Origin of the sequence: Paenibacillus sp. UNC496MF (assembly GCF_900113915.1) — a bacterium.
GTDB lineage: Bacteria > Bacillota > Bacilli > Paenibacillales > Paenibacillaceae > Paenibacillus_Z > Paenibacillus_Z artemisiicola.
Map to the genome: position 1 here is coordinate 249,848 of NZ_FORE01000013.1, position 21,665 is coordinate 271,512.

General features: G+C 67.0%; 20 protein-coding genes. 1 reads left to right on the forward strand and 19 read right to left on the reverse strand.

Translation table 11 applies throughout. From position 1 onward, the window contains the following. Positions 1-5: 5 nt before the first annotated feature. Positions 6-518: a peptide deformylase gene (gene def, locus BMZ79_RS24175; protein WP_090645031.1), complete on the reverse strand. Its 513-nt coding sequence runs from the start codon at positions 516-518 to the stop codon at positions 6-8. A 189-nt stretch (positions 519-707) separates the two neighbouring features. Next, a complete protein-coding gene (locus tag BMZ79_RS24180; protein WP_090645034.1) occupies positions 708-947 on the reverse strand; it encodes a helix-turn-helix domain-containing protein in 240 nt (79 codons plus the stop codon). A gap of 174 nt (positions 948-1,121) precedes the next feature. Between BMZ79_RS24180 and BMZ79_RS24185 the strand changes: the two genes are divergently transcribed. Further along, on the forward strand, positions 1,122-1,505 hold the full coding sequence (locus BMZ79_RS24185; RefSeq protein ID WP_090645037.1) for a RidA family protein: 384 nt from the start codon (positions 1,122-1,124) through the stop codon (positions 1,503-1,505). Between the two features lie 158 nt (positions 1,506-1,663). Here BMZ79_RS24185 and BMZ79_RS24190 read toward each other — a convergent pair whose 3' ends face one another. The 17 genes from BMZ79_RS24190 to BMZ79_RS24270 all read right to left on the reverse strand — a co-directional run bounded on the left by BMZ79_RS24190 (position 1,664) and on the right by BMZ79_RS24270 (position 21,562). Then, a complete protein-coding gene (locus BMZ79_RS24190) occupies positions 1,664-2,509 on the reverse strand; it encodes a Gfo/Idh/MocA family protein (RefSeq protein ID WP_090645040.1) in 846 nt (281 codons plus the stop codon). Between the two features lie 11 nt (positions 2,510-2,520). Next, entirely contained in the window at positions 2,521-3,582 is a 1,062-nt protein-coding gene (locus tag BMZ79_RS24195; protein WP_090645043.1) for a Gfo/Idh/MocA family protein, read from the reverse strand. Between the two features lie 33 nt (positions 3,583-3,615). Beyond that, positions 3,616-5,190: an FAD-dependent oxidoreductase gene (locus tag BMZ79_RS24200; RefSeq protein ID WP_090645046.1), complete on the reverse strand. Its 1,575-nt coding sequence runs from the start codon at positions 5,188-5,190 to the stop codon at positions 3,616-3,618. A gap of 18 nt (positions 5,191-5,208) precedes the next feature. After that, on the reverse strand, positions 5,209-6,276 hold the full coding sequence (locus BMZ79_RS24205; RefSeq protein ID WP_090645049.1) for a hypothetical protein: 1,068 nt from the start codon (positions 6,274-6,276) through the stop codon (positions 5,209-5,211). A gap of 79 nt (positions 6,277-6,355) precedes the next feature. Further along, positions 6,356-7,240, reverse strand: a complete 885-nt coding sequence (locus BMZ79_RS24210; RefSeq protein WP_090645052.1) for a carbohydrate ABC transporter permease — start codon at positions 7,238-7,240, stop codon at positions 6,356-6,358. Further along, on the reverse strand, positions 7,233-8,135 hold the full coding sequence (locus BMZ79_RS24215) for a carbohydrate ABC transporter permease (protein ID WP_256253068.1): 903 nt from the start codon (positions 8,133-8,135) through the stop codon (positions 7,233-7,235). Before BMZ79_RS24215 ends, BMZ79_RS24210 begins: the two co-directional genes overlap by 8 nt. 68 nt (positions 8,136-8,203) lie before the next feature. Then, positions 8,204-9,550 carry an ABC transporter substrate-binding protein gene (locus tag BMZ79_RS24220; protein ID WP_177222300.1) on the reverse strand — a complete coding sequence of 449 codons (1,347 nt, stop codon included), beginning with the start codon at positions 9,548-9,550 and terminating at the stop codon, positions 8,204-8,206. Positions 9,551-9,739: 189 nt separating this feature from the next. Beyond that, the gene (locus BMZ79_RS24225) at positions 9,740-10,657 is read right to left on the reverse strand and encodes an AraC family transcriptional regulator (protein ID WP_090645057.1); all 918 of its coding nucleotides are present in this window, start codon (positions 10,655-10,657) and stop codon (positions 9,740-9,742) included. 263 nt (positions 10,658-10,920) lie between these two features. Continuing rightward, a complete protein-coding gene (mgrA, locus tag BMZ79_RS24230; protein ID WP_090645060.1) occupies positions 10,921-11,913 on the reverse strand; it encodes an L-glyceraldehyde 3-phosphate reductase in 993 nt (330 codons plus the stop codon). A gap of 97 nt (positions 11,914-12,010) precedes the next feature. Beyond that, positions 12,011-12,841, reverse strand: a complete 831-nt coding sequence (locus BMZ79_RS24235; RefSeq protein WP_090645061.1) for an AraC family transcriptional regulator — start codon at positions 12,839-12,841, stop codon at positions 12,011-12,013. Positions 12,842-13,056: 215 nt separating this feature from the next. Continuing rightward, a complete protein-coding gene (locus BMZ79_RS24240; protein WP_090645063.1) occupies positions 13,057-14,496 on the reverse strand; it encodes a bifunctional 2-methylcitrate dehydratase/aconitate hydratase in 1,440 nt (479 codons plus the stop codon). A 33-nt stretch (positions 14,497-14,529) separates the two neighbouring features. Further along, positions 14,530-15,834, reverse strand: coding sequence for a citrate/2-methylcitrate synthase (locus BMZ79_RS24245; protein WP_090645066.1), 1,305 nt, complete (start codon positions 15,832-15,834; stop codon positions 14,530-14,532). Between the two features lie 3 nt (positions 15,835-15,837). Continuing rightward, positions 15,838-17,046: a methylisocitrate lyase gene (prpB, locus tag BMZ79_RS24250; RefSeq protein ID WP_090645068.1), complete on the reverse strand. Its 1,209-nt coding sequence runs from the start codon at positions 17,044-17,046 to the stop codon at positions 15,838-15,840. Between the two features lie 28 nt (positions 17,047-17,074). Next, a complete protein-coding gene (locus tag BMZ79_RS24255) occupies positions 17,075-18,235 on the reverse strand; it encodes an acyl-CoA dehydrogenase family protein (protein WP_090645070.1) in 1,161 nt (386 codons plus the stop codon). A 7-nt stretch (positions 18,236-18,242) separates the two neighbouring features. After that, a complete protein-coding gene (locus BMZ79_RS24260; RefSeq protein WP_090645073.1) occupies positions 18,243-19,109 on the reverse strand; it encodes a 3-hydroxybutyryl-CoA dehydrogenase in 867 nt (288 codons plus the stop codon). Positions 19,110-19,161: 52 nt separating this feature from the next. After that, complete coding sequence (locus BMZ79_RS24265) at positions 19,162-20,361, reverse strand: acetyl-CoA C-acetyltransferase (RefSeq protein ID WP_090645078.1); 1,200 nt, start codon at positions 20,359-20,361, stop codon at positions 19,162-19,164. Further along, positions 20,354-21,562 (reverse strand): acyl-CoA dehydrogenase family protein, encoded by a 1,209-nt coding sequence (locus BMZ79_RS24270; protein WP_090645081.1) that lies wholly within the window; start codon positions 21,560-21,562, stop codon positions 20,354-20,356. Before BMZ79_RS24270 ends, BMZ79_RS24265 begins: the two co-directional genes overlap by 8 nt. Between the last annotated feature and the right edge of the window lie 103 nt (positions 21,563-21,665).

Here is a 21,665-nt window from a genome sequence, read left to right on the forward strand (position 1 = left end):
CTCCGCTAGCCCCGCGTCAAACGCTGCACGTCCAGCACGCGAACCCGGTGCCCCGTCGTTTCGTGCACCAATAACGGCTCCCGCACATGGTCGATGAACAGCACGCCGTTCAGATGGTCGATCTCGTGTTGCATGCACACCGCGGGATAGCCCTCCGCCTCCAGCACGACCGTCTCGCCCGCGCGGGTCAGCGTACGGACCTTCACGGCGTACGCCCGCGTTACGAGCCCGCGGTAGCCGGGATACGACAGGCACGCTTCCGCGCCCGTCTGCTCGCCGGACGCTTCGAGAATCTCCGGGTTGATGAGCTCGATCAGCCCGTCCCCGCAATCCAAGACGGCGACCCGGCGCAAAATGCCGATCTGCGGCGCGGCCAGCCCGGCGCGGCCCTCCGCGGCGTACAGCGTATCCCGCATGTCGTCCAGCAGCTTGAGGACGCGGGGCCCCAGACCGTCGACCGGACGCGCGATCTTCCGAAGGATGGGATCGCCGAACGGGAGAATCGTTTTTTCCGCCATCGTCTCGCTTCCTTTCCTTGCGATCCTTTGCCCGTTTCCGTGCAATGTCCATTCTACTCTCGACCTGCTTCGTTGTGCCTCATTCTGCTTTCGTACTACTTCGTTCTGCTCCGGTTTGCCTCATTCTGCTTTCGTTCTGCTTTCAGTCCTGCTATCAATCTGCCCCGTACCGCATCCGACGCCAGGCCGTCAGGCTCCCTTCGTATACGACGGCGTGTGGATCCACAAGTCACCGGGCGTGCAGGACAGCGCCGTGCACAAGGCATCCATCGTCTCCGCCTTCATCTGCTTCGGCGGCGCGTTCAGGAGCGCGCTGATCGACGGCGCGGACAGCTCGTAGCCCGCCTTCTCCTTCAGCAGCCGGGCCAGCGCGGCGCCGGACCAAATGCCCCGCTCCGCCATGATTTGACGCAGCATCCATGCGAGCATGGCAGCCAACCTCCCTTTTTCGTCGGACAAGTCATTTAGTCAACGCCTAAATATATTAGCCAATACCTAATTTACCAAAATACGGCGACGACGGCAAGGGGTCTTCAAAAGCGCATGCGCGCCCCGTATAATATACACCGAACGCAAGTATCGAAATGAAACGGAGTGAATCGTATGCACAAACGTCAAGTATTCACCGGCTCGCCCTGGGAACCGGTCGTCGGCTACTGCCGCGCCGTGCGCGTCGGCGGGCGGATCGAAGTGGCGGGCACGACCGCGATGAAGGACGGCGAGGTCGTCGGCGAAGGCAGCCCGTACGAACAGACCAAATTCGCCCTGCAGACGATCGAGCGGGCGCTCCGCGAGCTGGGCGCCGACATGAGCCATGTCGTGCGCACGCGGATGTTCGTGACGGATATTTCGCAATGGGAGGAGATCGGCCGCGCGCACGGGGAGTTCTTTAAAGACATCCGCCCGGCGGCGACGATGGTGGAGGTCCGGGCGTTGATCGATCCGCGGCTGCTCGTGGAGATCGAGGCGGAAGCGATCGTGGAGTAGAAGCCGGAAGCCGCCGCGCGCAGCGCAAAGGGCTCCCCCGACGGGGGAGCCCTGAACGTTATGCGTATTCTGCCCGCGACCTGTAACCGCGGCTTCGAACGCCGTCTCGCAGCGGCATCGGATCGAGCGATCCGGCAGTGCGCCGCGGAACCGCGAAGCTACCCGGACACCGGCAGCTCGACCCATTCGTACGGCGTCCGGGCGGCGATCCGGCCGTATTCGAGCAGGGTCACGATCGCGATCGTGTCGGCCGGCTCCACTCCAGGCGCGCCGGTCTCGAAGAACGCGACCAGCTGCCGGATGAAGGCTCGAAAATAGTCCGATTCGGGCTTCAACACCTTCGTGCCGCCCGAAGCGCGCCTCACGGCGATGCCGAACGGGCAGTCCCGCCCGAGCTGGTGGACCGTGGCCTGCCTCCCGTCCGCGAACGTGATGAGCAGCGCCGGCGCATCCGGCGTGCCGATGTACATGAGACGCGTCGCGTCGCGGCCCATGAGCGCCACGATCGGCTCGAGCTGATGAACCGCGTAATTGCCGTAATCCCCCGGCCCGACGCTGCATAGGACTTCGATGTCCGTCTTGTCGGCCTCGGCGTATTCCGCCGCGAACCGCAGCGCGGACGCCGAATAGACGGGCGTCCCGTGCGCGCGGGCGGCTTCGAACAGCGCCTCCGCCGTCCGGCGGTCGGGGGCGAACGTCTTGTCGACGTACGTCGGCTTGCCCGAGCGCAGGCACGGCAGGGCCAGCTCCTCGTGAAGCTCCGGATGGTCCGGCGCGAGCACGACCAACCCGTCGCATTTGTCCGCCACTTCTTCGATGGAGGTCAGCAGCGCGATGCCGTTCTTCTCGCACCACGCCGCGTTGGAGAGGCCGCGGTCCGCGTCCCTTCGGCCGTACGCGTACGCGACCTTCAGCCGGCCGCCGGAGGCTTCCTCGATCCACGCCGGGTACCGGTTGGCATGCCACTCGTCCAGATAATCGTCCACAAACCCGATTGTTTTCATATCCGCATCCGTTATAGCCGGATTTCCTCCCCCTTCTCGGCGGATTCATAGATGCCGCACAGGATCTTCATCATCTCCACGCCGTCCTCGACCGGGCTTAACGTCGGTTCGCCGCCGCGGCACGCCTCGACGAAATGATCGATCTCGTCCCGGAACCCGGAAGCGAAGTCGAACGACGAATGATCGATCTGGGGCGTCATGTTCAAGATCGTGTCGCAGCGCTCCGTCACGAACGTCAGCTTCGGCTCCAGCTCGACGCCGCCTTTCTCCCCGTACAGCTTCACCGACAGCTCGTCTTCCTTGGCATGCAGCGCGAAGCTGACGTCGACCAGCAGCGAGGCGCCGTTCTCGAACCGAATGAGCGCGTTGGCCAGGTCCTCCACCGTGTTCAGCGCCGGATCGTAGTCCGACGACTTGTAATAGGCAAGGTTTTGCACGTTGGCGCGGTTGCCCAGCTTCGCGTACGTATTGCCGCTGACCGACTTCGCCTTGGGACGGCCCATCAAATACCAGCACAGATCGATGACGTGAACGCCCACGTCGATCAGCGGGCCGCCGCCGGAGCGCTGCTTGTCCGCGAACCAACCGCCGGGATTGCCCAGGCGCCGGATGCACGAGGCCTTGGCGTAATACAGCTCGCCGAATTCCCCGCCGTCCGCCATGGCCTTCACGATCCGCGTGTTGGCGCCGTAGCGCCGGACGAAGCCGACCTGCAGCGTTTTCCCGCTGCGCTTGACCGCTTGTTCCACGCGCAGCGCTTCTTCGACCGTTTTGCACAGCGGCTTCTCGCACAGGACATGCTTGCCCGCTTCCAGCGCGGCGATGCTGATCTCCGCGTGGGAATCGTTCCAGGTACAGATGCTGACCGCGTCGATTCCGGGATTCGCCAGCAATTCGCGGTAGTCCGCATACGCGCGCGGGACGCCGTGCTTCTCCGCCTTCTCCCGCGCACGGCCCGCGTTCTTGTCGCACACGGCGGCGAGCTCCGCGCGCGGGTTGCGCCGGTACGCGTTCAGATGCTGGTCCGAGATGGATCCGGCGCCGATGACGCCGATCCGCAGCTTGTTCGTCATGCCTGACACCTCGATTCTCGTGATTTCGGCGGGCTAGACCGGATGCGACTCCGGCCAGGCGAGCTCGATGCCTTCCCGCGACAGCAGCTGCTGAAACTCCCCGAGCAGCTCCGGACGGTTCCGCACCTCCCGGGGACGCTTGCCGCGCCGCAAGCAGAACGCCGCCAGATAGCCCGCGGCCTCCCCGATGTTCCATTCGACGGGATGAAGCCGGTAGCAGCCGTTCGTAATATGGGTGACGCCGATGTTCTTGCAGGCGGGCAGCAGATTGCCGACGCGCACGGGAATCAGGCTGCCGAGCGGAATCTGGAACGGCAGGCTGGAGATGTCGATGTAATGGCGCAGCCCCGTGCTCGGGTGAAGATCGATCCGGTAGCAGCCGAGGCCGACGGAATCGAGGAAAGGCTCCGCCTCCTCCGTGCCGCGGCATTCCGTGCTCAGATGCTGCTCCACGACCGTGAATTCGGCCTTGATACGGCGCGATTCCCGGATGTACGGCGCCATCGCGAGCCCGTCCGCGGTGCCGACGACGTCCTTCCGCAGGCGCAAGCCCGGGTAACCCTGCTTGCCGTCCGGCCGCGGCGCCTCCGTCTGCATCCAATACAGCAGCGACAGGCTCAGTTGCTTCGCGGCCTCCAGATGGCGCGCCTTCTCCGCTTCGCCGACGTCGATGACGGAGCCGAGCCAGTAATCGTTCTGCGGCCAGTTCACGAGGGTGATGTCGCCGCGATAGGTGCCGGGGGCAAAATTACCCCGGTCGACGATTCGCCGGTAGCCGAACAGCGACATCCAGGCCTTATCCGGAAACAGGTCGTAGCGGACGGGCTCCAGCGTCGCGGGCTTGACGCCGGTCCAGCTGAGCTGCCGGTCCGGCCAGAAATCCGCGCGGTAGTCCCGCCAGAACGCATACTGGCCGGGCTTGGCGATCGTGTGGTCTTCGCCCTCGAGATAGTCCATGGCGAAGCAGTACGTGAACGCCTGCATGTCCGCCGGCTGCGGATCGCCTTCCAAGGCGTGGGGTTCGCCGGTCTGGCGCTGCGATTCCGCGCCCGTCTCGTATTCGACTCCGGCCAGCGGCAGCAGGTCGCCGCATTCGGTCGCGTCGAGGAAGTACGGGGCGACCAGCTCCGCGCGTTCCTGCCGGCCGCCGCCGCGCACCGTGACCGACGCGACGTCGTCCCCGGCGGTCCGGGCCGACTCGGCGCGGCAGCGGTCCAGAATCGTCACGCGGCCGCTATGCACGTACGGAGCCAGCAGGTTGCGCAGCACGGCGAGCGCCGCGCGCGGCTCATGGCACAGCCGGCTCACCCAGCCGTTGCCCGGATTGAGCTGCACGTTCGCCCGGGCTTCGGGCGTGAGCGGAAAATAATCGCGGTAATACTGCCGCACGCCGTCGCGGAACCGGCGGTAGCTCCTCGTGCAGCCGAACTGTTCGATCCACGGGTGTTCATCGGGCGGCACGGCCTGACTCGTCAATTGGCCGCCGATCCATGGCGTTTCTTCCGTCATGATCACCGTCAACCCCATTTTGGCGGCGGCCAGCGCGGCCGCGCAGCCGCCGGTCCCGCCGCCGATAATGACGAGATCGGCATGCAGCTCTTCGGTCATCGGGCAAGCCTCCTAGCTTCATTTCGCTTGATTCGTGAAATAGACGACCTGCGGCCCGGCCGCCCCGCCGGTCAGGCTCATCTCGGCCTTGTACGAGCCGCCGTTCGGGTTCAGCTTCAAGTTCGCGATGTTCCAGGCGTTCTCGTACGTGAGGTACTCGGATTGGTAGATCGTCTTGTTCCATTTGACCGCGTAATGGCCGTAGCCGCCCGACGGATTGAGGTACAGGCCTACGGTGCGGGGATGATGGAAGCTGTTGGCGATCTCGGCGGACAGGCGGTAGAATACGCCGTAGTTGCCGTTATTGACGACCGTCTTGCCGCCGTCCACCGCGTCGTAGCCGTCCTCGTATTCGCCGGGCAGGGCGTCGCTCCATTGCCCGTGAGCGGCGGAATCGATGCGCAGGTAGGCGTTGCCGAGCGACGTGTCGTACCGGATGGTCCCGGTCCGGTCGAAATGCGGAAACGTCCCCCGCGTATGCGAATCTTCGGGAAGGACCGCGACTTGCTCCGGATGGACGGGCTTCTCGGCGAAGCTCAGCACGGTCGCCGTGACCTGCGCGGGCGCGCCGCCGGCCGCCGAGGCCGCGACGAATTGAACGATGCCGCTGTTCGTGATGCCGGGCGCCGTCGGCGCCGTCAAATAATAGCTCTCGCCCGGCGCGAGCGTCGCCGCCGGCGTCAGCGCGTTCTGCGTCCGCATGAAGCCGACAAGCGCGTCCTGACCGGCGACGTCCACGTACACGTTCGCGGCGATGCCAACGCCCTTGGTCGACAGCTTCACCGGCGCCGCGGACGTGTTCGTGATCGCGACCCCGACCTCCACGGGCTGCGCCGACGCGTTCTGGTGATGCCAGAATACGCGGAATTCGCCTTCGGCCGCGTCCCGGTAGAACGCCCCGGCCGCCGAGAAGGTTTCCGGCGAATCGCTGAGCAGGAGCTTGCCGCCCGTCGCCGTCAGCTGCGGCTTCTCGAGATGGACGGCCGGCTTCAGCGAAGCGACCGGAACCGTCGTTTGGGCCGCATAGGCGGTGCTTGCGCCGAGCAGCCCGGCCGATAAGGCCAGCAAGAGTTTGCGCGTCGTCATGGTTATCCCTCGTTTCGTTCGAATATGGTTCCCGCGTATTGCCTCTTTCCCTTGACTGCCTTGATTCTACAGCTTGCCGCTATCCTTTGACCGCTCCGACCATGCCGTTGATGAACTGCTTCTGCAGGACAAGGAAGATGATCAGGATCGGAATCACGGATATGATCGTGCCGGCCGCGATGTACGGGAAATTATAGGACAGGTTGCCCTGCAAATATTGCAGCGCCGCGGCGAGCGGGTATTTCTCCTTGTCGTCCAGGACGATGATCGGCCAGATCATGCTGTTCCAGAACGCCATGAAGTCGAAGATGACGACCGTCGCGACCGCGGATCGGACCATCGGAACCATCAGGGTCCAGAAAATGCGGAATTCGCTCGCGCCGTCGATGCGGCCGGAATGCTCGATGTCGTTCGGAATGGTGATGAACGCCTGCCGCAGCAGGAAGATATTGAACACGCTGACCGCCGACGGGAGCACGACGCCCAGGAGCGTATTGTACAGGTGCAGCTTCTGAATGATGATGAAATTGACGATCATGCCGGCCGCGTTCGGGAGAATCATGGTGCTGACGATGGCGTAGAACACGACGCTTCGCGCCGGGAAGGCGATGCGCGCCAGCGGGTAAGCGGTCATCGTGCAGATGACGACGTTCAGCCCGACGCCGAGCAGCGTCATGAACACGGTGTTCTTGATGTACGTCCAGAGCGGCATGATGCGGAACACGTCGGCGAAATTTTGAAAATTGATCGGCCGCGGAATCAACTGGGGCGGGAAGGCATACACGTTCGCGTTCACCTTGAGCGAGGTCGACAGCAGCCATAGGAACGGACCCAAGCAGACGAGCGCGACGGCGAGCAGCAGCCCGTACAGGACGATCGCGGACGCGGCCTTCTTGAGCCCGATGCCGGCCGGCCGCCGCGAACGCGCGCTTGCGCCTCCGCGCCCCGAAGCGCCGTTACTCATAATAGGTCAAGCCTCCCTTCCGCGTGTACCGGAACAGGACCAGGGAGAACGCCAGAATGATCACGGCGACGACGAGCCCGATGGCCGCGGCGTAGCCGAAGTCGAAATCCTGGAACGCCACCTTGTACGTATACACGCTCGCGACCAGCGTGGAATTGATCGGATCTCCCTTCGGCCCGTGCATGACGAAGATTTCGTCGAACACCCGGATCGCGCCCATGACCGAGAGCAGCGAGCAGAGCAGCACGAACGGCATGAGCAGCGGAATCGTGATCCGGCGGACGACCTGCCAGCGGTTCGCGCCGTCGATTCGGGCCGCCTCCTGCAGCTCGCCCGGAATGGACTGCAGGCCGGCCAGGTAGATCATCATGTAATAGCCGAGGCCCTTCCAGATCGTCACGAGCATGACGCCGGCCAGCGCCAGCTTCGGCTCCACCATGAACGCGATGTCGTGGCGAACGAGCCCGAGGCTGCGCAGGATATAATTCAGAATGCCCTGCTCTTCGTACATCCACTTCCACGCGATCGCCGCCGCGACCATGGACGTGACGACCGGCACGAAATACGCCGCCCGGAAAAACCCGACGAATTTCAGCTTCGTATTGACCAGCACGGCCATCAGAATCGCGAGCAGCTGGATCACCGGCACGACGACGACGTACAGCAGCGAATTGCGGAGCGCCGTGTAGAAGTCCGGATCGGCGAACGCGCGCCGGAAATTGCTCAGCCCGACCCACTTCGTCGCGTCGAGCGCCGAATAATTCGTGAACGCGAGCGGAAGGCCGTACACGATCGGGTAGAAGGTAAAGACGACGAGCAGCAGGACGCCGGGCGCGATCATCAGATAAGCGAACCCGGCCCGCCGCCGCTGCTGTTTGGATAACGACGATGCCACGATGAAACCCCCTTAACGCCGGGCGCCCGGGAGGAGAAGCGCGCGCCTTCCCCCGCGGCGTCGCCGCCTTAATTGTCCGCGTTCACGGCATCGAGCTGCTTCTGCATCTCCTGCTCGGCCTGCTTCAGCATGTCCTCCGGCGACTGCTGGCCCAGCATCATCTTGGTCCAGCCCTTCCACAGCGGATCGAGCACCTTCGACTCGTCCTTGATGCCGAGCGTGAAGTCCTTCGCCTGCCCGACCATCGAAGCGGCCATCACCTTCGCCTTGGACTCCGGATCGTCGCCGCCCTGCGTGAAGAACGGATCGGCGGCCGCCTTCTTCGTGGACGGCAGGATGTTGACGATCTTGCAAAAGGCCAGTTGGGATTCGTCGTTCGTGATGTAGTTGGCGAAGTCGATCGCTTCCTTATGGTTCTTGCTCATCGTCGGCACGACGACGTCCATCAGGCTGGCCTGGTAATTGCCGCCTTCCTTCTTCGCCGGCATCTTGGCCACGAGCGTGTTGTCGAACACGTCCTTCGCGTTCTGCTTGACGCGGTTCAGGAAATTCGCGCCGGTCGTCAGCGTCGCGATCTGACCGGCCTGGTACTTGTCGGTCGCGTAGTTGGCGTCGGCCCCCACGCTGTCCTTCGGAATGACGCCTTCGTCGTACAGCGCCTTGTTCCACTTCGCCCATGCCAGCGCTTCGGGCGTGTTCAGGATGATCGTCTTCTTGTCCTCGCTGATCATCGGCACGCCCGCGAAGTACAGGTCCGCCGGCGGATTGGAGACGAGCGTGAAGCCGTATTTGCCGGTCTTCTGCTTGATTTGCACCGCCTGCTGCTTCAATTCGTCCAGCGTGACGGGCGGCTTGTTCGGGTCGAGTCCCGCCGCCTCGTAGATTTGCTTGTTGTACATGAACACGGATAAGCCGAAGTACCACGGGAACGCGTACGCGCTGTCGCCGAGCTTGGTGGAATCGTACAGGTCGGGGAAATAGATCGCGCGCTGCTCCTCCGTCGCTTCCTTGTTCAGATCGACGAGCGCGTTCTTCGCGGCGAGCGTCAGCGTCATGCCGGTGTTCAGATTGACGACGTCCGGGGAGTTGCCGCCGGCGATGGAGGTCAGCAGCTTGTTCTCCATGGAGCCGTAAGGCAGATCGGTCCATTTGACGGTAATGCCCGGATGCGCGTCCTGGTACGTCTTGATCCGTTCGTTGATGTAGTCGTCGAAGTTCGGACTGAGCGAGATGGTCCAGAAATTCAAGGTGACGGCTTTCGGCGGCGCATCCGTCCCGCCGGCGTTCCCGTTTGCCGGCGCTTGGCCGGGGCCGGACGCGTCGTCCTTCCCGGCGTTGCCGCCGCTGCAGGCCGCCAATGCGGCGACCAGGCTTCCTGCCACTGCGATCGAGGCCAATCGTTTACCGGTTGTCATACCCATCCCCTCTCCTTCGCTTAACTTGCGCTGCTAAGGCGATTTTACCTGAACGGGGGTGGGCTGTATTTAACCATACATGCTTAAAACTGTTGTCTCTTTTTTAGATCGCCGGCTCGGTACGGAACGGGACAACCGGCAAAGAAAAGCCCCCTCGGCATGCGCGAAAGGGGCGGAGGCGCGCCATCGTCAAGCCTGATCCCGTTCGTCCTTGACGTAGAGGCGGATGTATTCGGTGGGGGATAAGCCGACCGCTTTCTTGAACGCCCGGCTGAAGGAGTGGATGGATTGATACTGCATGGTCGAGGCGATCTCGGTAATGCTGCACGTCCGCGATTTCATCAGCTCGATGATTTTTTGCAGCCGCTTCTGCGAATAAAAGTTGCGCAGGCTGATGCCCGTCTCCTCGGTGAACAGATGGGACAGATAGGAATAGCTGTACCCGAGCTCCCGCGACACTTCGGCCAGGTCCTTCATCGTCAGCATGTGGGTATCGATGTAGCTGATGGCGTCGTAGACGATGCCGCCGGTCGCCCCGTCCCCCGGTTCGGCGTGGTAAGCGCTGTCCCAGTCGGAGAAGAAGTTGCGGTACATGAGCACGATCAATTGGTTCAAATACGTTTGCGTCATCACCTGCGAATAGTGCGAGAGGCTGCGGAATTCCCGGAGCGCGCTCAGGAAGGTATGCTGCATGTCCAAACGGTCCTTCGCGAGGGGCGTCTCCCGCTTGTCCATCATTTTCTGAATGTGAATGAAAGGACTCTCGACGTTTTCCCGATAGCCGTTCTCCGGCTGCAGGTTGAACAGGAACCCCAAGTAGAAGTAACGGAACGGCTCCTTGGCGTCGGCGCCTCCCGCGTGCGCCTCGCCGGGAATGTTGATGTACACGTCCCCGGCCTCCACGTCGCTTCGCGTGCCGTCGGTCGAGAACCAGCCCTTCCCCGACATGACGTAGCTGATCTCGTAGCATACCTGCGTATGCTCCCGCAGCTGATAGCCCGAATCGCAGCAGAGGTCGCCGATTTGATACAGGGTGAAGAACTCGTACTGCTTCGGATTCAAAAAATACAGATTGTCGAAATGGAACCGCTTTCGTTCGTGCAGCAAGATAAAACCTCCCGAATAGCGAACGGCGCGCCTTCACCGCCTCGGGCGCCGCCCGGAATGATCATCGTCAGGTCTTCTCCGGATGCGTATGGCCATCGACGTCATCGACGAATGAACTCTATTAAAGCACAAAAACCCGCAAGGCGGCACCCTCTTTCCGGGGTCCGTCTTGCGGGTCTTGCGGGTCTTGCGGGTCTTGCGGGTCTTGCGGGTCTTGCGGGTCTTGCGGGTTTCGCGGGACGCGACGCGGCCGGCGCCGATCGCTAGCCCTTCAGGATCGCCTCGATCCGCGCCAGCTCCTCCGCCATGAGCGGCGGCGCTTCGAGCGCGCCGACGGCGTCCTCGATCTGGCCGACCTTGCTCGCGCCGATCAGCGCGGAAGCGACGCGGCCGCCGCGGAGCACCCAGGCGAGCGCGAGCTGCGACATTTTCTGGCCGCGGGCCTTGGCCAGCTCGTCCAGCTTGCGCACCTTCGCGAGACGCTCCTCGGTCACGTGCTCCGGCCGCATGAAGACCGACGGGCCGGCCGCGCGCGAGTCCGCCGCGATGCCGTTCAAATACCGGTCCGTCAGCATGCCGCCGGCGAGCGGCGAGAACGCGATCGCGCCGATGCCCTCCTCGGCCAGCACGTCCTGCAGCCCCTCCTCGATCCAGCGCGAGAACATCGAGTAGTTCGGCTGATGGATGAGGCACGGGGTGCCGAGCGATTTCAGGATGCGCGACGCTTCGCGGGTCTGCTCCGCCGAATAGTTGGACAGCCCGACGTACAGCGCCTTGCCCTGGCGGACGATGAGATCGAGCGCGGCCATCGTCTCCTCGAGCGGCGTGTCCGGATCCGGACGGTGGTGGTAGAAAATATCGACGTACTCCAGCCCCATCCGCTTCAGGCTCTGGTCGAGGCTCGCGACGAGGTTCTTCTTCGAGCCCCACTCGCCGTAAGGCCCCGGCCACATGTAATAGCCGGCCTTCGTGGAGATGATCAGCTCGTCCCGGTACGGCGCGAGGTCCTGCTTCAGCAGCGCGCCGAAATTCTCTTCGGCCGAGCCCGGAGGCGGGCCGTAATTGTTCGCGAGGTCGAAATGGGTGATGCCGAGGTCGAACGCCCGTCTCGCCATCGCGCGCTGCGTCTCCAGCGCGTTGATGCCGCCGAAGTTATGCCACAGCCCGAGCGAAATCGCGGGCAGGCGCAGGCCGCTCCGGCCGGAGCGGTTGTATGTCATCGTGTCGTATCGGTTCGGTTCAGCCAAGTAGGTCATTCCGTCTCCTCCTTAAGGTGGGTTCTTGTCCATCTTAAAGGATGACGGGATCCCGGCCAATGTCAGCAAGGCTGAAGAATATGGGATGAAGGCGGATTTACGGCGGCGGAAGAAACTGCTTCGGGGAAGAACCCTTCGTTTTTTTGAACATTTTCGAGAACAGCAGCGCGTCCTGGTAGCCGACCGAACGGGCCACCTCGCCGACGGTGTACGCCCCGCTTCCGAGCAGGCCGCACGCCTTGTCCATGCGGTAGTGAAGCAAATACCGCTGCGGCGGCATGCCGAGCGCCTCCTTGAACAGAACGGAGAAATATTTGCGGTCCAGCCCGATGTGCGCGGCCAGCTGGGTAACGGTAATGTTCTCGCCGTAGTGGGTATGGATGAAGTCGATGCTGCGGTGCACGTAGCCGTCCTGCTTGCGCAGCGGCGGCTTGGCTGTCGGTGCCGACGCCGGCGCCGCTTCCGTCAGCGCGAACATGAACTCGTACAGCAGGGCGGTGAGGCGCAGGCCGGCCGCTCCCCCTCGGGCCAGCACGCCGCACAGCGCGTCGTATAGTCCCGGCATCAGCTTCAGATCCATCGGAAACGCCGGACGCTCCGGGGACAGGCTCGTCTCCGCCAGCATCGCGCCCGCCTGCGCGCCTTGGAAGGCGATCCACGAATACGTCCACGGCGCTTCCCGGTCCGCCTCGTAATGCGTCACGGCATGCGGGTAGATGAGGAACGCCTCGCCGGCCGACAGCCGGTGCGTCCGCTCCCCGACGGTGACCGCGCCGAAGCCGTCGTGCACGAAGTGGACCTTGTAGCATTCCCGGATGCCCGGGCCGACGGAATGCCCCGGCGCGCATTTCTCCTTCCCCCAGTACAGCAGCTGCAAATCGGGATCGGCACCGTAAGGCCGATCGGGATTGAATATCGAATGTCCCATGCGCGATGCCCGCCTCCTCGTTCGACGCCGTTCGTCGCTCTTCTAGCCATCATAGCACAGAATCGCGCGCGAAGAATTCCGGGGGCGACGGTCAACGTTCAAGCTGCGGCGCCACGGCAAAAAGGAGGCCCGAAGGCCTCCATCCGAAATGCGGGCGCTTGCGGCGGCCGCGCGGCGATGCGGCGAAAACCGCCAGACGGCAGGAGGCTGCGCCTTCAATCCGCGAGCAGGTCCATGAACCGGTGAACGGGCATGGCGTCCAGCTCGCGCGCGTCGCCGCATAGCCGCACGATGCGCCGCGTCCGCTCTTCGTCGTACCGGGTCGCCAGGTTCGCTTCGAATTTGCGCTTCAGCAGCGGGACGGCTTCCTCCCTGCGGCGCTTGTGGCCGACCGGGTATTCCGTGACCGCCTGCTCCGTCATGCTGCCGTCGCGGAAGAACACCTGCACGGCGTTCGCGATGGACCGCTTGTCGGGATCCAGGTAGTCGCGCGAGAACTGCGCGTTCTCCGTCACCTTCATCAAGCCGCGCAGCCGGTCGAGGCGGGGATCCGCCGCCGCTTCGTCCTCGTAATCGTCGGCGGTCAGCCGGCCGTGCAGCAGTCCGACGGCGGTCATGTATTGGAGGCAGTGGTCGCGGTCGGCCGGGTTGTGCAGCGGGCCGGTCTTGTCGATGATGCGGATGGCCGACTCGTGCGTCGAGATGACGATCCGCGCGACGTCGTCCAGCCGGCCGGCCACCAGCGGGTGAAGCCGGATGGCGCTTTCCACCGCGGTCTGGGCGTGGAATTCGGCGGGAAAGGCGACCTTGAACAGGACTTTCTCCATCACGTACGAGCCGAACGGGCGCTCGAGCGTGACCGCGTTCCCCCGGAACAGCGCGTCGCTGAAGCCCCAGCCCTTGGCCGTGACGGCGGAGGGGTAGCCCATCTCCCCGCGCAGCGTCAGCAGCGCGAGCTGCACGGCGCGGCCGGCCGCGTCGCCGGCGGCCCACGACTTGCGCGAGCCCGTGTTCGGGGCGTGGCGGTAGACGCGCAGCGGATGCCCGTCGAGCCACGCGTGCGACAGCGCGCCGACGATATCGTCCCGCGTGCCGCCGAGCAGGCCGGTGACGACGGCGGCCGACGCCACCTTGACGAGGATGACGTGATCGAGCCCGACCCGGTTGAAGCTGTTGCTCAAGGCGAGCACGCCCTGAATCTCGTGCGCCTTGATCATCGCCGTCAGCACGTCGCGCATCGCGAGCGGCGGCTTGCCCGCGGCGTCGTTGCGCCGGCTGACGTAATCGGCGGCGGCGAGCACGGCGCCGAGATTGTCGGACGGGTGACCCCACTCCGCCGCCAGCCACGTATCGTTATAATCCAGCCAGCGGATCATCGCGCCGATGTTGAACGCCGCCGTCACGGGATCGAGGCTGTAGGACGTCCCCGGCACCCGGACGCCGCCCTCCAGCTCCGCGCCGGGCACGACGGGACCGAGCAGCTTCGTGCAGGCCGGGTAATTCAGGGCCAAGATGCCGCAGCCCAGCGTATCCGTCAGGCACAAGCGCGCCGTCTCGTAGGCCGCCTCGCTGCGGACGCGGTAGTTCGCCGCGTAATCGGCGATGTCGACGAGCAGCTGGTCCGGCTCGGGCCTGACGTTCGTTTCGTAAGACATGATCGGATCGCCTCGCTTTCGTTCGCTTGCGTGCTAGCGCCGTTCGTGCAGGTCCGGCCAGGGCCGGGGCTCCGGCCCGTTGTAGGCGGCCGTCGGCCGGATGATCCGGTTGTTCCGGCGCTGCTCGAGAATATGGGCGGTCCAGCCGGAGAGCCGCGCGATGACGAAGACCGGCGTGAACATCGCGGTCGGAATGCCCATGAAATGGTACGCGGTCGCGCTGTAGAAATCCAGGTTCGGGAACAGCGACTTCTCCTCCCGCATCACGGCTTCGACCGCCTCGGACACGGAATAGAGATGGCCGTCGGGCGACCAGAAGGAGAGCGTCTCCGACCATTTCTTGATGATGTCGGAGCGCGGATCGGACACGCGGTACACCCTGTGGCCGAAGCCCATGATCAGCTGCTTCCCGGCCAGCCTCGCCCGCGTCGCCTCCGCCGCTTCCTCCGGCGTCTTGAACCGCTCGATCAGCTCCATCACGGCTTCGTTGGCGCCGCCGTGCAGGTTGCCGCGCAGCGTGCCGATCCCCGTCGCGACGCACGCGTGGAAGTTCGACAGCGTCGACGCCGTCACGCGCGCGGCGAACGTGGACGCGTTGAACTCGTGCTCCGCGTACAGCGTGAGCGAGACGTCGAACACGCGCCGGTCGCGGATGGAAGCGTGCCTGCCGTGCAGCAGGCGGAGAAAATGGCCCGCGACGGTGTAGTCTTCGTCGGCCGGAAGCGGGCCTTCGGCCGGCGCGGCTTCGCCCGGCCGCGGCGCGCCGCGGCCGGCCTCGTCGGACGGCGAAGCGCCGAAGGGCGCGCCGGCTTCCGCGGCCTCGCCGTCGGCCGGCACGCCGTCGGCCGTGTCCGCCGTCAGCACCGTGCCCGGCGCGGCTTCCGGCCGGTCCGGCGCGGACGCGCCGCCGGGAGCCGCGCCGCGATGATAGTGGTGCCAATGCAGCAGCATCGGCCCCGTCAGCGCGATCAGCCGGTCCGCCAGCTCCTCCGGCGGACGGTCCGGCGATTCCGGCTCCAGCGTGCCGAGCGCGACGCAGCCGAGCTGCAGCACCTCCATCGGATGCGCGTCCGCCGGCACCAGCTCCAGCATCCGCTTCAGCGCGTCCGGCAGCCGGCTTGCCGCGTCCAGCTTGCGCCGGTAGTCCGTCAATTCGTCCACGTTCGGCAGCTTCCCGCGGATCAGCAGGTACGCCGTCTCCTCGAAGCTGCCGTGCTCCGCCAAATCCGCGATCGCGTAGCCGCGGTATGTCAAGCCGCAGCCGTCCTTGCCCACCGTGCTGATCGCCGTCTCGCCCGCCTCCACGCCCGCCAAGCCTCCGGGCTTCTTCTCCGCCATCGGTCATCCCTCCTCCGGTTCGTCGTTTCGCGCGAACAGGGCGTCCAGCTTGCGCTCGTAGTCGTAATAGCCGAGCACCCGGTACAGCTCCTCCCGCGTCTGCATGCGCCCGGTCAGCTCCGCCTGCGTCCCCCGCGCGCGGATCGTCCGGTACGTCTCGAGCGCGGCGGCGCTCATCGCGCGGAACGCCGACAGCGGATACAGCGCCATCGCCACGCCCGCGCCGGCCAATTCCTCCGCCGCGAACAGCGGCGTCCGCCCGAACTCCGTCACGTTCGCGAGCACGGGCACCTTCACCTCCGCCGTGAACGTCCGGTAGTCCGCGAGGCTCGTCGCCGCCTCCAGGAACACCATGTCCGCCCCCGCCTCCACGTACGCGAGCGCGCGGGCGACCGCGCCTTCCATCCCTTCCGACGCCAAGGCGTCGGTCCGGGCCATCAGCACGAAGTCCGCGTCGGTCCGCGCGTCCGCCGCGCTGGCGATCCGGTCCGCCATCTCGCGCGGCGGCACGAGCGCCTTGTTCGGCCGGTGGCCGCACCGCTTCGCGGCCACCTGGTCCTCGATGTGGATGCCCGCGGCGCCGGCGCGGCTCATCTCCCGCACCGTGCGGGCGATGTTGAACGCGGAGCCGAAGCCGGTGTCGGCGTCGACCAGCAGCGGCAGGTCGACCGCGCCGGCGATGCGGAACACGTCCTCCGTCACGTCGTTCAGCGTCGTGATCGCCAGATCCGGCAGCCCGAACGACGCGTTCGCGACCCCGGCGCCGGAGACGTACAGCGCGCGGAAGCCCGCGGCCTGCGCCAGCATCGCGGCGTAGGCGTTCACGGCGCCGGCGATCTGCAGCGGCCGCTCGGCGCGCAGCGCCTCGCGGAAGCGCCGGCCGGGCGAGGCCGCGGCGGGCCGTTCTCTCGCGGCGCCGGCGCTTCCCAGGCGGCCGCCGGGGCTGCCGCTGCCGGCGAACGCCCCGCAGCCGGCGTCGCCAAGGCTCGCGCCGCCGCTGCCCGCCGGGCGCGCGCGGCCGGCGCCGGACGCGTCGCCGTTCCCATGCCCTGGGCCGTTGCCCGCGGCGCCTCCGCCGCCGGCGCCGATGCCGGCACCGGGAGCCGCGCCGCCTCCGCCGCCGGCGCTTCCGGCCTGCCCGGCAATGCGCTCCGTCCCGCGGCCCGCTCCGGCCGGCTCGCCGCCGTCCTTCCAATTGCCGCCGTTCTCCATATCGCCTGCGCCTCCTTCTCCCCTTCGCCTAGCTCTTGAGCAGCTCGCCCGAAATGACGATTCGGTGGATCTCGTTCGTCCCTTCGTAAATCTGCGTCACCTTCGCGTCCCGGAACAGCCGCTCCGCCGGATGCGCCTCCGTCAGCGCGTCCGGGCCGCACCATTGCAGCGTCCGCGAGGCGACGCGGACGGCCGCGTCGCTGGCGGCCAGCTTCGCCATCGACGACTCCTTCGCGCACGGCCGGCCCCGCCGCAGCAGGTCCGCCGCGCGGTAGACGAGCAGCGCCGCCGCTTCGACCTGCGCCGCCAAGCCCTCCAGCTCCGCCGCCGCTTCGCCCCGCAGGCTCCGCGGCACCCGGGGCAGCTCGGCTTCCGCCAGCGCCAGCGCGGCCCGCGCGATGCCGAGCGCCTGCGCGCCGATGCCGATCCGGCCGCCGCTCAAGGCCGACTTCGCGATGCGGAAGCCCTCGCCCTCGCCGCCGAGCCGCTGCGCCGCCGGCACCCGCGCCTCCTCCAGGATCAGCTCGCACGTGTTGGAGCCGCGGAGCCCCGTCTTCCGCTCCTTGCGGCCGACGGCGAAGCCGGGCGTATCCTTGCCGACGAGGAAAGCCGTGATCCCTCCGCCGGCCCGCGGCTTCGTCCCCGACGGCTGCGCCGCTCCCGGCTCGCCCGGCACGACCGCGAACAGCACGTACTGATCGGCCTCGCCGGCGTTCGTGATGAAGACTTTCGTGCCCGTCAGCACGTAATCGTCGCCGTCGCGCGCGGCGGTCGTGCGGATCGTCGACGCGTCCGAGCCGGCGTGCGGCTCCGTCAGCGCGAACGCCCCGAGCCACGCGCCCGACGCCAGCAGCGGCAGGCAGCGCCGCTTCTGCGCCTCCGTGCCGTGATAAACGATCGGCAGCGTGCCGACCGACGTGTGCACCGCCAGGATGACCCCGGCCGCCGCGCTGACCCGCGAGATTTCCTCGAGCGCCAGCATATAGGCGACCATGCCGTATCCGCCCCCGCCCCAGGCGGCCGGCACCGGCAGGCCGAGCAGTCCCTCCCGCGCCATCGCGTCCACGAGCGCCCGCGGGAACGCGTCGGTCGCTTCCATCGCCCGGACCGCCGGCGCGACCTCGGCCTCCGCGAACGCGCGCGCCTTGGCCCGCAGCGCTTCTTCTTCCTCCGTGAACCGGAACCGCATCCGGGGATCAGCCCCCTTCCGCGCCGGCGTATTCGTAGAAGCCCCGGCCGCTTTTGCGTCCGAGCCAGCCCGCCTGGACGTAGTTCCGCAGCAGCGGGCAGGGCCGGTATTTGGAATCCCCGAAGCCCTCGTGCAAAATCTCCATGATCGCGAGGCACGTGTCGAGCCCGATCAGATCCGCCAGCGCCAGCGGGCCCATGGGATGGTTCATGCCCAGCTTCATGATCCCGTCGACCGTCTCGGCCGACGCCACGCCTTCGTACACGGCGTAGACCGCCTCGTTGATCATCGGCATGAGAATCCGGTTGCTCGCGAAGCCGGGGTAATCCCGCACCTCCAGCGGCGTCTTGCCCATCCGCTTCGCCAGCGCGGCCGCTTCGTCGAAGGTCTCGTCGCTCGTGCGCAGCCCGCGGACGAGCTCCACCAGCTTCATGACCGGCACCGGGTTCATGAAGTGCATGCCGACGACCTGCTCCGGCCTGCCCGTCGCCGACGCCAGCGCCGTCACCGACAGCGACGACGTATTGCTCGCCAAAATCGTCCCTTCCGCGCATATCGCGTCGAGCGCGGCGAAGATCCGCTTCTTCACGGCCATGTTCTCCGTCGCCGCCTCGATGACGAGATCGGCGCCGATCGCCGCGCTCAAATCGCCGCACGGCACGATGCGCGCCAGGGCGGTCGCGGCCGCCTCCGGCGTATAGCGCCCTTTCGCCGAGCCGCTCATCAGCGACAGGCCGATCCGTTCGACCGCCGCGGACACGCGCGCGTCGTCGGTATCGTGCAGCAGCACGCGGCACCCCGCGAGCGCCGCCGATTGCGCGATCCCGCCGCCCATCTGTCCCGCGCCGACGACGGATATCGTATTGATGCTCATGTTGCCAGCCCCTTCCTCCTGCTTCGCGCCTGCTCGCGCGCTCCCCGCCCCGCTAACCGTCCACCCGCAGCAGCAGCGCGTCCCCTTGGCCGCCGCCGCTGCAGATCGCGGCGATGCCGAGGCCCCCGCCGCGCCGCCGAAGCCCGTTCGCGAGCGTCGCCACGATGCGCGCGCCGCTCGCGCCGACCGGATGGCCGAGCGCGATGGCGCCGCCGTGCGCGTTCACTTTCTCGCCGTCCCAGCCGAGCAGCCGGCCGCAGGCGAGGACGACCGCCGCGAACGCTTCGTTCACCTCGAAGCGGTCGATATCCGCCAGCTGCAGGCCCTGCCGCCGCAGCAGCTTCTGCACGGCGAGCGCCGGGGCGATCGCGTACAGCCGCGGCTCCACGCTGACCGTCGCGTGCCCGGCGACCGCGGCGAGCGGCGCGATGCCTTCGCGCAGCGCGCGGTCCATGGACGCCGCGATGACGACCGCCGCGCCGTCGTTCAGCCCCGGCGCGTTGCCGGCCGTGATCGTGCCCGTGCCGTCGGCGCAAAACGCCGGCCGCAGCGCGGCGAGCTTCTCCAAGCTCGTGTCGCCGCGCGGCGCTTCGTCCGTGTCGATCGCGAACACGTGGCTCTTCGCGGGCGTCCCGCCCCCGAGCGGCACCGGCACGATCTCCGAATGGAAGACGCCCTGCAGAATGCCCTGGACGGCGCGCTCGTGGCTGCGCAGCGCCCATTCGTCCTGCTCGGTGCGGGAGATGCCGTACTCGGCGGCGATGCTCTCGGCGTAGTCGCCCATATGCCGGCCGCCGAAGGCGCAGGTGAGCCCGTCGCGCAGCACCAGATCGACCGCGGCGCCATCGCCCATGCGCCGCCCGAAGCGGTAATCCGGCAGCGCGTACGGAACGCCGCTCATGCTCTCCATGCCGCCGGCGGCGACGATCTCCGCGTCGCCCGCGGCGATGATCTGCGCCGCGATCGTGATGCTGCGCATGCCGGAGGCGCATACCTTGTTCACCGTCTCGGCGGGCACCTCGACGCCGAGTCCGGCGTACCGGGCGGCTTGGCGGGCCGGATTTTGCCCCGCGCCGGCCTGCACCGCCATCCCCATGATGACCTCCTCGACCGCCAGCGAGGAGACTCCGCTCCGCCGCAGCGCGCCCTGCAGCGCCAGACCGCCGAGTTCCGTCGCCGAATGCCCCTTCAACGCGCCGCCGAACTTGCCGAACGGCGTGCGCGCGCTTCCGATCAGGACCGTTTCAGCCACTGCGTTCGCCTCCTTTTCCCGCCCCGCGCCGCGTCCGCGGCAAGCGGTCGAGCGCCGTGAACATCTGCACCGCTTTCGCGTCACGCATGTACCGTTCGACGGGATATTCCTTCATATAGCCGTACCCGCCGTACACCTGCACGGCCTGAATGCCCGCGTTCATCGCGGCGTCCGCCGCGTAGCGCAGCGCGAGCGCCGACGCGCCGCCGTCGGGCTCGCCCGCGTCCGCCCGCCACGCGGCCTGCAGCGCGAGCAGCCGCGCCGCGTCGGCGGCCGTCTCCAGGTCCGCGAGCAGGAACGCGATCGCCTGGTGCTTCGCGATCGGCTTGCCGAACTGCGACCGCGCCCTCGCGTAGCCGAGCGCCGCGTCGGCCGCGCCCCGCGCGAGGCCCGCGGCCACCGACGCCAGGCCGCAGCGCGCGCCGGCCGCCGCCGTCCGGGCGACCTCGGCGCCCCGCCCTTCGCGGCCAAGCCGATAGGCTGCCGGGACCCGGCAGCCTTCGAACGTCAGATGCGCCATGCCCGCGGCGCGCAAGCCCAGCTTTTTCGTCACGGGCCGGACGGTCAGGCCGGGAAGGTCCCGCTCCAGCAGAAGGGCGGTATACCGCTTTCGCCGGCGCGTCCCCGATCCGTCTCCGCGCGCGCCGCCAGCTCCGTCGACGGTCCCGTCCCCGCCCTCGGCCGCCGTCTCCGCGTAGACGACGAACAGGTCGGCCTGCGCGCCGCCGAGCACGTACCCCTGCTGGCCCTCCAGCACGTACGCGTCTCCTTCGCGCCTCGCGGCCGCGCCCGCGCGCAGCCGCGACGAGGCGCTAGCCGCCCCCGGCAGCATGCCCGCCCCGAGCGCGGTCCCGGCCATGAGCGGCCCCAGATGGCGGCGCTTCGCTTCGGCCCCCCCGAACCGCAGCAGCGGCCCGGCCGCCAAATACGCGTGGCCCCACAGCGCCGAGCCGAGCGAAGCGCTCGTCCGCGACAGCTCCTGCAGCGCCAGCGCGAAGCCGGCGAAGCCGCCACCCGCCCCGCCGGCCTCCTCGGGCCAAGGCAGCGCCGCAAACCCGAGCTCCGCCATGCCATCGAACGACCGCCTGTCGAACAGCTCCGCCTCGTCCGCGGCCGCCGCGCGGCGCGCCGCTTCCTGCTCCGCGAACCGAGCGGCCGTATCGCGGATCATCTGCTCCTCCTCCGACAGCCCGAACTCCATGTCCCACGCCCCCTTCCGCCAAACCAAGGCAGAGCGTCCGATGCTTACATCCGCTTATTACATGTTATTTTCGCGCGGAACGATTCATGATAGAGTGAAGACA

What these genes read in the sequence shown, in the direction of transcription:
- def (WP_090645031.1), bottom strand. Translation starts at nt 518, where the DNA reads ATGGCGGAAAAAACGATTCTCCCGTTCGGCGATCCCATCCTTCGGAAG.
- BMZ79_RS24180 (WP_090645034.1), bottom strand. Translation starts at nt 947, where the DNA reads ATGCTCGCATGGATGCTGCGTCAAATCATGGCGGAGCGGGGCATTTGG.
- BMZ79_RS24185 (WP_090645037.1), top strand. Translation starts at nt 1,122, where the DNA reads ATGCACAAACGTCAAGTATTCACCGGCTCGCCCTGGGAACCGGTCGTC.
- BMZ79_RS24190 (WP_090645040.1), bottom strand. Translation starts at nt 2,509, where the DNA reads ATGAAAACAATCGGGTTTGTGGACGATTATCTGGACGAGTGGCATGCC.
- BMZ79_RS24195 (WP_090645043.1), bottom strand. Translation starts at nt 3,582, where the DNA reads ATGACGAACAAGCTGCGGATCGGCGTCATCGGCGCCGGATCCATCTCG.
- BMZ79_RS24200 (WP_090645046.1), bottom strand. Translation starts at nt 5,190, where the DNA reads ATGACCGAAGAGCTGCATGCCGATCTCGTCATTATCGGCGGCGGGACC.
- BMZ79_RS24205 (WP_090645049.1), bottom strand. Translation starts at nt 6,276, where the DNA reads ATGACGACGCGCAAACTCTTGCTGGCCTTATCGGCCGGGCTGCTCGGC.
- BMZ79_RS24210 (WP_090645052.1), bottom strand. Translation starts at nt 7,240, where the DNA reads ATGAGTAACGGCGCTTCGGGGCGCGGAGGCGCAAGCGCGCGTTCGCGG.
- BMZ79_RS24220 (WP_177222300.1), bottom strand. Translation starts at nt 9,550, where the DNA reads ATGACAACCGGTAAACGATTGGCCTCGATCGCAGTGGCAGGAAGCCTG.
- mgrA (WP_090645060.1), bottom strand. Translation starts at nt 11,913, where the DNA reads ATGACCTACTTGGCTGAACCGAACCGATACGACACGATGACATACAAC.
- BMZ79_RS24235 (WP_090645061.1), bottom strand. Translation starts at nt 12,841, where the DNA reads ATGGGACATTCGATATTCAATCCCGATCGGCCTTACGGTGCCGATCCC.
- BMZ79_RS24240 (WP_090645063.1), bottom strand. Translation starts at nt 14,496, where the DNA reads ATGTCTTACGAAACGAACGTCAGGCCCGAGCCGGACCAGCTGCTCGTC.
- BMZ79_RS24245 (WP_090645066.1), bottom strand. Translation starts at nt 15,834, where the DNA reads ATGGCGGAGAAGAAGCCCGGAGGCTTGGCGGGCGTGGAGGCGGGCGAG.
- prpB (WP_090645068.1), bottom strand. Translation starts at nt 17,046, where the DNA reads ATGGAGAACGGCGGCAATTGGAAGGACGGCGGCGAGCCGGCCGGAGCG.
- BMZ79_RS24255 (WP_090645070.1), bottom strand. Translation starts at nt 18,235, where the DNA reads ATGCGGTTCCGGTTCACGGAGGAAGAAGAAGCGCTGCGGGCCAAGGCG.
- BMZ79_RS24260 (WP_090645073.1), bottom strand. Translation starts at nt 19,109, where the DNA reads ATGAGCATCAATACGATATCCGTCGTCGGCGCGGGACAGATGGGCGGC.
- BMZ79_RS24270 (WP_090645081.1), bottom strand. Translation starts at nt 21,562, where the DNA reads ATGGAGTTCGGGCTGTCGGAGGAGGAGCAGATGATCCGCGATACGGCC.